The organism is Yinghuangia sp. ASG 101 (genome assembly GCF_021165735.1).
Classification (GTDB): domain Bacteria; phylum Actinomycetota; class Actinomycetes; order Streptomycetales; family Streptomycetaceae; genus Yinghuangia.
The window spans coordinates 2265630-2278211 of sequence record NZ_CP088911.1; the positions used below are offsets into that span (position 1 = coordinate 2265630).

At 73.2% G+C, this 12582-nt stretch carries 8 protein-coding genes; 6 read left to right on the plus strand and 2 right to left on the minus strand.

Going from position 1 to position 12582, the window contains the following annotated elements; all coding sequences use genetic code 11:
• Window positions 1-14: 14 nt before the first annotated feature.
• Together LO772_RS09340 and LO772_RS09345 are read left to right on the plus strand one after the other, a co-directional pair.
• Window positions 15-911, plus strand: coding sequence for a phosphotransferase enzyme family protein (locus LO772_RS09340; protein ID WP_231777920.1), 897 nt, complete (start codon window positions 15-17; stop codon window positions 909-911).
• A gap of 577 nt (window positions 912-1488) precedes the next feature.
• Window positions 1489-2004, plus strand: a complete 516-nt coding sequence (locus LO772_RS09345; protein WP_231777921.1) for a winged helix-turn-helix domain-containing protein — start codon at window positions 1489-1491, stop codon at window positions 2002-2004.
• Between the two features lie 106 nt (window positions 2005-2110).
• Here LO772_RS09345 and LO772_RS09350 read toward each other — a convergent pair whose 3' ends face one another.
• Complete coding sequence (locus LO772_RS09350; RefSeq protein ID WP_231777922.1) at window positions 2111-3886, minus strand: SAV2148 family HEPN domain-containing protein; 1776 nt, start codon at window positions 3884-3886, stop codon at window positions 2111-2113.
• A gap of 385 nt (window positions 3887-4271) precedes the next feature.
• Between LO772_RS09350 and LO772_RS09355 the strand changes: the two genes are divergently transcribed.
• The 4 genes from LO772_RS09355 to treZ all read left to right on the plus strand — a co-directional run bounded on the left by LO772_RS09355 (window position 4272) and on the right by treZ (window position 11232).
• Window positions 4272-4478, plus strand: a complete 207-nt coding sequence (locus LO772_RS09355; protein ID WP_231777923.1) for a hypothetical protein — start codon at window positions 4272-4274, stop codon at window positions 4476-4478.
• Between the two features lie 218 nt (window positions 4479-4696).
• Window positions 4697-6820, plus strand: coding sequence for a glycogen debranching protein GlgX (gene glgX, locus LO772_RS09360; RefSeq protein WP_231777924.1), 2124 nt, complete (start codon window positions 4697-4699; stop codon window positions 6818-6820).
• Between the two features lie 33 nt (window positions 6821-6853).
• A complete protein-coding gene (treY, locus tag LO772_RS09365; RefSeq protein ID WP_231777925.1) occupies window positions 6854-9262 on the plus strand; it encodes a malto-oligosyltrehalose synthase in 2409 nt (802 codons plus the stop codon).
• Window positions 9263-9450: 188 nt separating this feature from the next.
• On the plus strand, window positions 9451-11232 hold the full coding sequence (treZ, locus tag LO772_RS09370; RefSeq protein WP_231777926.1) for a malto-oligosyltrehalose trehalohydrolase: 1782 nt from the start codon (window positions 9451-9453) through the stop codon (window positions 11230-11232).
• Between the two features lie 12 nt (window positions 11233-11244).
• On the opposite strand, the gene LO772_RS09375 is transcribed toward treZ, so the two are convergent.
• Window positions 11245-12084 carry a PPK2 family polyphosphate kinase gene (locus LO772_RS09375; protein WP_443089446.1) on the minus strand — a complete coding sequence of 280 codons (840 nt, stop codon included), beginning with the start codon at window positions 12082-12084 and terminating at the stop codon, window positions 11245-11247.
• Window positions 12085-12582: the final 498 nt, after the last annotated feature.

Genomic DNA, 12582 nt, shown 5'->3' on the forward strand with positions numbered 1-12582 from the left:
GTAGCATCAGGGGCGTGATCGATACAGGTGCGGGTGAGCGGGTGGTCTTGGCGCGAGCTTGCCTGGGGGCCGGGATCGATCCGGGGGCCGCGGACGGCGCCGAGTTGCTGGCGTACGGGGAGAACGCGGTGTTCGCGTTGCCCCGGGTCGGACTGGTGGCGCGGATCGCGCGCGGGGCGCACCTGACGGACCGGGCCCGGCGTGAGGTCGAAGTCGCGCGGTGGCTGGCGGAGTTGGACTTCCCGACCGTGCGCCCGGCGGAGAACGTGCCGGTGCAGCCGGTGGTGGTCGCCGATCGGCCGGTGACGTTCTGGGAGTTGCTGCCGCCCGAGGACCGCGAGCCCGACATCCGGGATCTGGCCAAGCTGTTGAAGCGCCTGCACGCGCTGCCGAAGCCGCCGTTCGCCCTGCCGCGGCGCGATCCGCTGGCGCTCGTGGGCACGTGGCTGGATTCGGCGGACGCCGCGGTGAACCTGGACGACCGCCGGTTCCTGCTGCGCCGCGCGGCCGAGTTGGAGGAGGCGTACAAGGCGCTGGTGCCGGCGTTGGAGCCCGGTGTGATCCACGGCGACGCGCTGCTGCGCAACGTCGGGGTGCACGGCGGGCGCGCGCTGCTGCTGGACCTGGAGAACGTCTCGGACGACCTGCGCGAGGTCGACCTGATCCTGACCCCGATGGCGGCCGTGCGCTACGGGCTTCCCGACGGGTCGGTGGAACGATTCGTCCGCAAATACGGCTTCGATGTGACGCAGTGGAACGGCTACCCGACGCTGCGCGCGGTCCGCGAACTCGCGGCGACGGCCTGGGTCGCCCAGCACGTCCCGGGCAATCCCGCCGCGGAGGAGGAGTTCGAACACCGGCTGAAGTGCCTTCGCAGCGGCGACACTTCGGCGCGGTGGCGGACGTTCTGACGGCCAGGGTGGGTCCCCGGCCGAGCTGACGGGGGCGGCCGTGCGGGGAAGGACGGCGCGGGTGCGGTTGCCCACGGTGTGGGGAGTGGTCGCCGCGGTGGTCGGGGCAATGGCGCTGGTCGCGTGCGGCGAGGACGCGGACACGGACACGCGTTCCGGACACGCGCACCTGGAGGTGGGCTCCGGACCTCTCCCCGGTGCACCGTTTCCGCTTCGACCCGGCCCGGCGGAGGGGTGTAGGTCTCACGGCGTGGACGCCCCTGTGCTCGCGTGCGGGCATCGCGTACGATGGCCGTCATGACCCGGAAGACGTTGACCCGGCGCCGCGCGGTGGATTTCTGCCGCGTGTGCAGCTGCGTGTGTCCGGCTTACTGACGAACCGTCAATTCCGAGCCGTCAAAACCTTCCGATCCTCGCGATCCCGCACCCGCCCTGCCGTTCCGGCCGGTCTCCGGATGCCGCCTGTCTGCACCTTCCGTCTTCGCGCTGCCTGACGCCCCGTCGGCGCCTGCGCGCGGCCGTCCGCCGCCGCGCCGCCGCCGGGTCCGGGCGGCGTTCCCGAAGGGAATCGACCACCATGACACACGCCGCCTACGGCGCCTCCTACGCCACCGCCCGTCCGCTTCATCCGCAGCACGCGGGCCGGCCGGCCACGCAGCTGCCGTCCCCGGCCGACCGCCTGGCCCACCCCGTACGGGGAAACACCGCACAGGTCCTGGTACTTCCCGGGCGCACCCACCAACCGCCCGCCCCGACGGCGCACATCGCCGTCGCCGACGTGCACTTCGCCGACGCCGTCCTGGAGGACGACGGTCTGCGGCTCGACCTCGCGGGGCGGACCGCGACCGTCGACGACCGCACGCTCCGCCTCACGTTCCTCGAATTCAGCCTGCTGGCCCACCTGTTGGCGAATCCGCGCCGGGTGTTCACGCGCCGCCAGCTGATGGAGACGGTGTGGGGGTACCCAGACACGGGTGAGGGCCGCACGGTCGACGTGCACGTGGCGCGGCTGCGCCGCAAGGTCGGTGTCCGGCACCGCCGGCGCCTGGCGACGGTGCACCGGGTGGGCTACAAGTACCTTCCCGCGGCGTAGCGTTCGCCGCTCGGCCGTGCGCGGCGGGCGGGGTTCGCGGCCCCGCCCGCCCGGCGTGCCGCGGTGCCGTGCCGTCGCGGCACGGCACCGGGCGTCGCCGGGTGCGTCACGCCGTGCGTTTCCCGGCCGCCCACACCTGCTCGAACTCCTCCTGGAACAGCGCGTACAGCCCGCGCCGCGGGTCGGCGGCGTTGCCTCCGGCGCGCAGCACGAACGACGGCGATTCGACGCCCCGCGAGCGACGCAGGTACGGCTGCACGACGGCGGCGTCCCCGTCGACGAGGTACGCGTTGAAGCGCGGGGTCTCGTCGTACACCCGGATCTCGATGCGGGCGGGGTCGGCGAGCTTCGCGCGGATCTTGCGCGCGTGCAGGATGTTCATCGTGGTCAGGCGGGCCAGTATGCCGCGTTTGAGGCCTTCGTCCTTCTCGCGCTGCCGCATGGCGTCGCCGACCGGGTTGAGGAACAGCAGGCGCATCCGGCATCCGGACGCGGCCCTGCGGTGGAGTTCGCGGCCGGAGTAGTTCTGGCAGATCAGGTTGAGGGAGACGCCCATCGCGTCGATGCTGCGCGCCTCGCCGACGAGGTCGGCGAACGGCAACCGCCTTTGCAGGGACGAGCGGTCGGGGAAGACCCCGACCAAGTCCCCGTAGCGGCCCGCGAACAGCTCCTCGACGGCGTCGAGCGCGAGGCGTTCGCCCGCGTGGCGGCCGAGTCGGCCGTCGAGTTCGGCGAGCACCCGGGTGCAGGCCCGTTCGACCTGGCGCAGCACGTCGGACGACAGCATGCGGTTGCGCGCGACGATGTGCCTGCCGATCTCCACTTCCTCCAAGGCGCGTTCGAGCGCGCGGCGGTCGCTGAGGTACGGCGCGAAGCACCACCAGTTGCGGACCACCAGCTCGCGGAGCTGAGGCAGTGTCAGAAAGGCGACGAGGTCGTCGTCCGCGGGGTCCACGATGTAGCCGCGGCGGCGGCTCATCTCGCGTACGGCCTCGGCTCGTTCGACCCAGTCGCTCTGCGTCGGCCCGGCCGCCGCGGCGACCCATCCGCCGTCGTCGCGGCCGGGGTGCTCGGTGGATCCGTAGACGGGTTCCAGCACTTGGCGGACGACCGAACGCAGGCGCTGCTCCACGAGGTTGAGGTAGACGTACGCCCGACCGGCGCGGCGGGCCCGCAACAGCGCGTCGTTCCAGTCGGTTTCGTCCCAGGACAGGTCGCCGGGTTCGACGGGGTCGGGGTTGATCGGGCCGGGCCCGTCGGGGGGCGGGGGGCCGCTGCCGTCGAGCAGCGGCAGCAGGGCGGCGTCGTCGGCGGCGCTGCGCGGCCCGGGGAGCGGGACGCGGGCACTGCCGAAGCCCGGGCGCTGCAGGCCGGGGTCGCTCCCGTCGGCGAACGGCGGTACGGCGCCCGGGTCTTGGCCGCCGCGCCCGCCGGAGGGCGGGGCCGGGGGGCCGCCGGTCGCCGAGGAGCCCGGGGGGCTCCAGAACCCGGTCGTCCCGGGAGTGCCGAACAGGCCGCTCCTGCGGGCGGATCCGGGCGTGCCGTTCGCGCCGGGCGCGGGGTCGTCGCCGTCCTCGTGCCCTCGGCCCTGGCGCCGGGCCGCCCCCGGGCCCGGTCCGTGTTCGGCCGAACTCCCGCTGTCGGTGGGCCCGGTGGGTTCGTCGTCGGCCCCGGTGCCGTCTTCCGCGTCGCCCTCGGGGTCGTCGGCGTCCTCGTCGTCGCCGTCGCCGTCCTGGGGGCCCGGTCGCCGGGGCTCGTCGGTGTCGCGCACGCCGTCGCCGAACCGGCCGCGCGGCGTGTCGGGTTGCCGGGGCCGAGGGGACTCGGACTCCGGCCGGTCGTCCGGATCCGGGGCCGAGGCGTTCGGGCCCAGGTCGGTCATCGGCGTCCCCAATCGCTTGGTCTGTCCCGCCCCCGTCGCGCGACGCCGAACCGACGTGGCTCCTGACGGCGAGGCGATCACCCGAACCGGTCGAGCGTACTTCAGGGTGGTGCCGCGACCCGCCGTATACGCGCGTCAACGGCACGCATACTTACGGCAGTCGCCGTTACGCTACGCGGACTTAGTGCCCACGGACCGCAGTTGACAGGGCGCTACGGAACGATGTCGAACGATATCGCTCGGCAATCTTTGCCAAGCGCGCGCGGGCGCCCGCAGGCCGGGCGAGGGTGCTCCCTCAATGTCCCGAGTGCCCCGCGCCCGGGTGAAACCGCGGGGCCGCGCGGCCCGTCTGTACCGGCGAGAACCGTGGCACCTGGAGGTCACCATGATGGCCACGCGCGGCACGACTGCCCACAGGACGGGCATAGACGAAGAGTTCGACCGGTACCGGCACGTCGTCGCGGAGATCTTCGACGGCCATCACCGCAATCCCGAGCCGGATCCGACCGGCGGCGCGGACACGTGCACCTGCGGCGCGGTGTGGCCGTGCCCGCAGGAGAGGCTGGCCGCGGAACTGCTCGACTGGATCTGAACCGCCCGGCGCCGCCCGAGGGCGGGCTGCGGGCGGCGGCCAACGGGCGGAGGGGGCGCGATTCCCGGCGGGTCGGCCCCCATCCGGGGGAAGGCGGCCCGCATGTCGCGCATCCGGCGGCCCGCGTACGGAAAGATGCGGATGCCCGCGCTCGCGCGACGCCGGCCACCGCACCACCGATGCCGTGCGAGCCTCCGTACCGAGACGACAGGTTGCCCATGCAGGTCTGGCCCGGACGCCCGTACCCCCTGGGCGCCACCTACGACGGCGCCGGCACGAACTTCGCGGTCTTCTCGGAGGCCGCGGAGCGCGTGTGGTTGTGCCTGATCGACGACAGCGGTACCGAGACGCGGGTCGAACTGCGCGAGACGGACGCCTTCGTGCGGCACGCGTACCTGCCCGGGATCCAGCCCGGGCAGCGGTACGGCTACCGCGTGCAGGGCCCCTTCGCGCCCGCGGACGGCAACCGCTGCAACCCGCACAAGTTCCTCCTCGACCCGTACGCCAAGGCGATGTCGGGCGAGGTGACGTGGCACGAGGCGGTCTACGGCTACTCGTTCGACCACCCGGACCTGCCCAACCAGGGCGACTCGGGGCCGTACATGATGACTTCGGTGGTCGTGAACCCGTACTTCGACTGGGGCAACGACCGTCCGCCGCGCATCGAGTACCACGACACCGTGATCTACGAGGCGCACGTCAAGGGGCTGACGCGGCGTCACCCGGGGCTGCCGGAGGAGATCCGCGGCACGTACGCGGCGCTGGGCCACCCGAGCGTCATCGACCATCTGCTCGACCTCGGCGTCACCGCCATCGAGTTGATGCCGGTGCACCAGTTCGTGCACGACCACCGGCTCACCCGGCTCGGCATGCGCAACTACTGGGGCTACAACACGATCGGCTTCTTCGCGCCGCACAACGCGTACTCGTCGACGGGCGAACGCGGCCAGCAGGTCCAGGAGTTCCGGTCGATGGTCAAGTCGCTGCACGCGGCGGGCATCGAGGTGATCCTCGACGTCGTCTACAACCACACCGCCGAGGGCAACCACCTGGGCCCGACACTGTCGTTCCGCGGCCTCGACAACCAGTCGTACTACCGGCTCGCCGACGACAAGCGCTACTACCTGGACACGACGGGCACCGGCAACTCGCTGCTCATGCGCAGCCCGCACGTCCTCCAGCTCATCATGGACTCGCTGCGCTACTGGGTCACCGACATGCACGTCGACGGCTTCCGCTTCGACCTCGCGGCAACGCTGGCACGGCAGTTCCACGAGGTGGACCGGCTGTCGTCGTTCTTCGACGTCGTCCAGCAGGACCCGGTCGTCTCGCAGGTCAAGCTCATCGCCGAGCCGTGGGACCTGGGCGAAGGCGGCTACCAGGTCGGGAACTTCCCCCCGCTGTGGACCGAGTGGAACGGCAAATACCGCGACACCGTACGGGACTTCTGGCGCGGCGAGGAGCGCACCCTCGCCGAGTTCGGGTCGCGGCTGACCGGTTCGTCCGACCTCTACCAGGACGACGGCCGCCGCCCGATCGCGTCGATCAACTTCGTGACGTGCCACGACGGTTTCACCCTGCGGGACCTCGTCTCCTACAACGACAAGCACAACGAGGCCAACGGCGAGGACAACCGCGACGGCGAGAGCTACAACCGCTCGTGGAACTGCGGCACCGAGGGCGAGACCGACGACCCCGACATCCTGGCCCTGCGGGCCCGGCAGCAACGCAACATGATGGCAACGCTGTTGCTGTCGCAGGGCGTGCCGATGATCGCGCACGGCGACGAGTTCGGGCGCACGCAGAACGGCAACAACAACGCGTACTGCCAGGACAGCGAACTGGCGTGGGTGCGGTGGCCGGACAAGGCCGCGCCCGGCGACATGCACGCGTTCACGCGGATGCTGACGCGGCTGCGGCACGACCACCCGGTGTTCCGGCGCCGCCGGTTCTTCCACGGCCGCCCGGTGCAGGGCACGCACGACGAGCTGTCCGACATCGCGTGGTTCACCCCCGCGGGCGACGAAATGACCGACGCCGACTGGCGCGAGGCGAACGCCAAGTCCCTCGCGGTGTTCCTGAACGGGCAGGCGATCAGCGAACCGGACCCGCGCGGCCAGCCGATCGCGGACGACTCGTTCCTCCTCCTGCTCAACGCCTCGCACGAGGACCTGGCGTTCCGCATCCCGCCGGGCCACGGCACCGAGTGGACGGTGGTGGTCGACACCGCCGACGAGGACTGCGCCGACCTCGACCCGAAGGACCGGCCCACGGTCCACGCGGGCGAGCGATGGCCGGTGACCGCGCGCTCCCTCGTCCTGCTGCGGCGCCCCCGAACCTAGCGCCACCCGCTGCGCCGTACGGGTGACCGGCGCGTGTCGCTGCCGCTCCCCGGGCAGTCGCTGTGCATGACCCAACCCGCCGTGCCGACGGTCCCCACCAGCACGTACCGCCTGCAACTCCAGCCCGGGTTCGGCTTCGCCGAGGCCGCGGAGGCGGTCCCGTACCTGGCGTCGCTGGGGGTCGGGCACCTCTACCTGTCGCCGATCCTGCGCGCGGCGCCCGGATCGGGGCACGGCTACGACGTGATCGACCACTCCCGGGTGTCGCCGGAACTGGGCGGCGAGGCCGGCTTCCGGGCGCTCGCGGGCGCCGCCGCCGCGCACGGGCTGGGCATCGTCGTCGACATCGTGCCGAACCACATGGCGGTCCCGGCTCCCGAGTCGCTGAACCGGCAGTTCTGGTCGGTACTCGAACACGGGCGCGACTCGCCGTACGCGCACTGGTTCGACATCGACTGGGAAGCGGGCGGCGGGCGGATCCTGCTGCCGGTCCTGGCGGCGCCACCCGACGAGGTGCTGGGCCGCCTACGCGTCGAGGACGGGACGCTCCGCTACCGCGACCACGTGTTCCCACTGCGCGACGGCACCGCCGCGCTGCCGCCGCGCGAGGCGCTGGAGGCGCAGCACTACCGGCTCGCCGACTGGCGCGAGGGCGACGCGCGCGGCAACTACCGCCGCTTCTTCACCATCACCTCGCTGATCGGCCTGCGGCAGGAGGACCCGTCGGTCTTCGCCGCGACCCACGAGGTGATCCTGCGCCTGGTGCGCGACGGCCTGGTCCAGGGCCTGCGCGTCGACCATCCCGACGGCCTGGCCGACCCGCGCGGCTACCTGCGGCGGCTGCGGGCGGGCGTACCGGAGTCGACGTGGATCGTCGTCGAGAAGATCCTCACCGGCCACGAGGCGCTGCCGGGCGACTGGCCGTGCGCGGGCACCACCGGGTACGACGTCCTGCGCCGCGTGGACGGCGTGTTCACCGACCGGGCGGGCGCGAGCGCGCTGCGGGCGCTGCACCACGAGGCGACCGGGGCCGCGGAACCCGGTTTCCGGACGGTCGCGCAGACCGCGAAACGCGAAGTGCTCGACACCGCGCTGGCCACCGAAGTCGCCCGGCTGGAACGGGCGTTGGACCGGGCGGGACGGCACGACCCGGATGCCGGCGAGGCGTTGCGCGCCCTGCTGGCCGCGGTACCGGCGTACCGGCCCTACGTGGTGCCCGGGGAGCAGCCGCCCCCGGAGGCGGTGACGCTGCTGGGCGCGGCACTGACCCAGGTGCCGGGGCGGCTCGCGGTGACCGCGCGCCGGATCGCGGACGCGGCACTCGGCCACGACCCGGAGTTCGCGGTGCGATTCGCGCAGGTCGCGTCGGCGGTGGCGGCGAAGGGCGTCGAGGACCGGGCCTTCTACCGCTGGTACGTGCTCGGATCGCTGAACGAGGTCGGCGGCGAACCCGACGAAGTCGGCCTCGGCGTCGAGGAGTTCCACGACCACGCGCGCATGCTGCACGCGCGGTGGCCCGGCACGATGACGGCGCTGTCGACGCACGACACCAAGCGGAGCGAGGACGTCCGCGCCCGGCTCGCGGTCCTCGCGGAGATCCCCGGGGAGTGGGCGGCGGCGGTCCGGGAGTGGAACAAGGCCGCGCGGCGCCACCGCGACGACGAGGCGGCGGCTCCCGCACCGGACCGGTTCGACACGTATCTGCTGTGGCAGACCCTGGTCGGGGCGTGGCCGATCGGCCCCGATCGGATGAAGGCCTATCTCCGCAAGGCGATGCGCGAGGCCGCCCGGTCGACGTCGTGGACCGCCCCCGACACCGCCTATGAGCAGGCATCCGACGACTTCGTGGACGCCGTCCTGACCGACCGCGCGATCCTCGCGTCCACACAGACGTTCGTCAAACGCCTGATCGAACCGTCGCGGGCGGTGGCGCTGGGCGCCAAACTGATCCAGCTGACGATGCCCGGCGTTCCCGACGTCTACCAGGGAGGGGAGGGGGTGCTGCGGACTCTGGTGGATCCGGACAACCGGGCGCCGGTCGACTTCCGCGCTGCGGCGGCGCGCCTGGCACGGGTGGACGCGGGCGACGTGTCCGGCGGCCTCGACGCGGAGAAGGCCCTCGTCACGTCACGGGTGCTGCGGTGGCGCCGCCGCGCCCCCGAGGCGTTCGGCCCCGGCGACGCGGGCCGGTACGCGGCGGTCCACGCCCACGGCGACGCGGCCGGCCACGTGCTGGGCCTGCGGCGCGGCCCGGCGGTGGCCCTCGCGACCCGGCTGCCGGTGGGACTCGCGGCCCGCGGCGGCTGGGGCGACACCCGCCTGGACCTGCGCAAAGGCACGTGGACGGACGTACTGACCGGCCGCCGCATCGCCCACGACGCCCCCTTGGCCGAGGTGTTCACCCACCTGCCGGTGGCACTCCTGGACGCCGAAACCCCGTGACCGCGACAGCACACGGACCACCGACCGCCCCGGCGAACCGACCCCGACAAGCGCAGGCACGGGAGGCGGGGATGTGGCGCGGAGGTGGCGGGGAGGTGGGGTGGGGGCGGGGGTGGGGGGAAAGGAAGAAGACGATCGGACCGCACCACCGACCACCGTTCGCCCCACAAACCTCGGGAGCGCCATCCGTGACCCGTCTCGCCGTCTGGGCCCCCGACGCGTCCGCCGTCGAACTGGTCACCCGCACACCCACGACCGCCGCCGCGCGCCGCGCGATGCACCAGGGCGACGGCCCCGGCTGGTGGCACCTCACCGTCCCGTCGCTCGCGCACGGCGACGACTACGCGTTCTCCCTCGACGGCGGCCCGCCGCTCCCCGACCCGCGCGCGGTGTGGCAGCCCGGCGGGCCCGAGGAGCCGTCGCGCGTCTACGACCACGGCCGTTTCGCGTGGACGGACACCTCCTGGCGTGGCCGCGCGCTGCCCGGCGGCGTCGTCTACGAGCTGCACGTCGGCACGTTCACCGACGCGGGCACCTTCGACGCCGCGATCGAACGGCTCGACCACCTGGTCCGCCTCGGTGTGACGCACGTGGAGCTGATGCCCGTCGCGGCGTTCCCCGGCCGCCACGGCTGGGGCTACGACGGCGTGTGTTTGTGGGCGGTGCACGAGCCCTACGGCGGGCCCGACGGCCTCAAGCGCTTCGTCGACGCCGCGCACGCCCGGGGCCTGGCGGTGGTCCTGGACGTCGTGCACAACCACCTCGGCCCATCGGGCAACCAACTCCCGCGCTACGGCCCGTACTTCACCGACCGCTACCACACGCCGTGGGGCAGCGCGGTCAACCTGGACGGCCCCGGTTCCGACGAGGTGCGCGCGTTCCTGCGCGGCAGCGCGCTGGCGTGGCTGCGCGACTTCCACATCGACGGCCTGCGCCTGGACGCCGTGCACGAGCTGGCGGACCGCCGGGCGGTGCCGTTCCTGGAGGAACTGTCGGACGCCGTCGACCGGTTGGGTACGGCGCTCGGCAAACCGCTGTTCCTGATCGCCGAGTCCGACCTCAACGACCCGCGCGTCGTCACCCCGCGCGAGAGCGGCGGTCTCGGGATCCACGCGCAGTGGAGCGACGACTTCCACCACGCGCTGCATGCCCTGCTGACCGGCGAACGCCAGGGCTACTACACGGACTTCGGGTCGATGGCCACGCTGGCGAAGACGTACCGCGCCGCGTGGCTGCACGACGGCACGTGGTCGACGTTCCGGGGCCGCCACCACGGCCGCCCGCTCGACCCGTCCCGCACGCCGGGCCACCGCTTCCTCGGCTACCTGCAGAACCACGACCAGGTCGGCAACCGCGCGACAGGCGACCGCATTTCCGCGCTCCTGTCCCCCGACCTGCTCGCCGCCGCAGCCGCCCTCGTCCTCACCGCGCCGTTCACCCCGATGCTGTTCATGGGCGAGGAGTGGGGCGCGTCCACGCCCTGGCAGTACTTCACCGACCACCCCGATCCGGCCCTGGCCGAGGCCGTACGCCGGGGCAGGCGCGCCGAGTTCGCGGCGCACGGCTGGCGTGCCGCCGACATCCCCGACCCGCAGTCCCCCGACACCGTGCGCGCGTCGCGCCTGGACTGGTCGGAGACGTACCGCGAACCCCACGCGGCCCTGCTGGCGTGGTACCGCACCCTGATCCGCCTGCGCCGCGACCATCCCGAGGTGTCCGACCCCGATCTGCCGTCCGCGCTCCTCACATACGACGAACCCGCGGGCCGCCTGACCCTGCACCGGGGGCGCCTGCGCGTCGTGGTCAACCTGGCCGAGGAACCCGCGAGCCTCCCCGTGGGCACCGGCCCCGCCGAAGTCCTCGCGTCCTGGACCCCCGCCCGCATCGACCACGGCCTCGCCGCCACCACGCTCACCCTCGCCCCCCGTTCGACCGCGGTCGTCCGCGTGTCCCCGGCGGCGTCGCGGTAGGCGGCCGGGCGGCTACGTCTGCAGCAGCCGGGCGCGTTCGGCCTCGACGTCGAAGTGGGCGGGCGGGTACTGCGGGTCGATGTCCTCCAGGTGTTCGAGGAGGAGGCGGCTGACGGCCCAGTTGCGGTACCACTTGCGGTCGGAGGGGACGACGTACCACGGCGCGGTGTCGGTGGTGCACTTGTGGAGGACCGCCTCGTAGGCCTCCTCGTAGTCCGGCCAGTAGGCGCGTTCGTCGATGTCGCCGGGCGCGAACTTCCAGTGCTTGTCGGGGTTGTCGAGGCGTTTGAGCAGCCGTTCGCGCTGTTCCGCGTAGGAGATGTGCAGGAAGACCTTGACGACGGTCACCTCGTCGTCGTGCAGCGTCCGCTCGAAGCGGTTGATGGCCCCGAACCGGCGCGCCCACACGGGGCGGGCGACGAGGCCGCGCACGCGGGCGATCAGGACGTCCTCGTAGTGGGAGCGGTCGAAGATGCCGATGATCCCGGGGGCCGGGAGCTGGTGGCGGACGCGCCAGAGGAACGGGTGTGCGAGTTCGTCGCGGGTGGGCGTCTTGAAGGCGTGGATGTGGCAGCCGGACGGGTTGAAGTGCCCGATGACGTGCTTGACGACGCCGCCCTTGCCGGACGTGTCCATGCCTTGCAGCACCAGCAGCAGCCGCTTGCGTGATCCCCCGGCGACGGCTTGCGCGTACAGCCGCTCCTGGAGTTCGGCGAGCCGGGGCTCCATGGCGGCGATGTCGGCGAGCGCCTCGTGTTTGCCGCCGGTCCAGTGCGGCGTGGCGCGCGTGTCGGCGCCGCCGAGGTCGACGACCCCGCCGTGCAGGCGCAGCGCCGCGCGGACGGACCCCACCGCGGCGGGTGCGGGCGGCACTTCGCCGTGCACGACGCGCAGCAGCGGCGAGGCGGGTTCCACCGGGGTCAGGTGGGGGTCCCGGGGCCAGGCGTCCTTGCGCCGCGGTTCGTACGTGCGTTCGCCGAACCGTACGCCGCGCGGCCCGGCGGGGGCGTCCTCGCGGTCGGGGTCGGCGACGCCGCGCAACGGCCCGATCCTGGTGGGTTCGCGGCGTCCGGCGGACTCGCCCGGGCGCTCGGACGGCCCCGGCGCGCGTGTGCTCCCGGCGCGGCTCTCCGACACCGGCTTCCCGGACGACCGGCCACCAGCCGCGTCGGATGCGCCGGGCTTGCCGGGCTTCCCCGCTTTCCCGGTTTTCCCGGTTTTCCCGCCCGTGTCGGCCTTCCCGCCGGCCACCGCCCGCAGCCGCTTCCCCGGTTTCCCGGTCTTGGCCTGCTTGCCGGCCTTCCCCGGCGTTCCCGTCGCGTCGGAGTCCCGGCCCGCGTTCCTGCCCGT

Bases quoted from the DNA above. Each gene is read 5' to 3' on its own strand.
- LO772_RS09345 (WP_231777921.1), top strand. From the start codon at position 1,489: ATGACACACGCCGCCTACGGCGCCTCCTACGCCACCGCCCGTCCGCTT.
- LO772_RS09350 (WP_231777922.1), bottom strand. From the start codon at position 3,886: ATGACCGACCTGGGCCCGAACGCCTCGGCCCCGGATCCGGACGACCGG.
- LO772_RS09355 (WP_231777923.1), top strand. From the start codon at position 4,272: ATGATGGCCACGCGCGGCACGACTGCCCACAGGACGGGCATAGACGAA.
- glgX (WP_231777924.1), top strand. From the start codon at position 4,697: ATGCAGGTCTGGCCCGGACGCCCGTACCCCCTGGGCGCCACCTACGAC.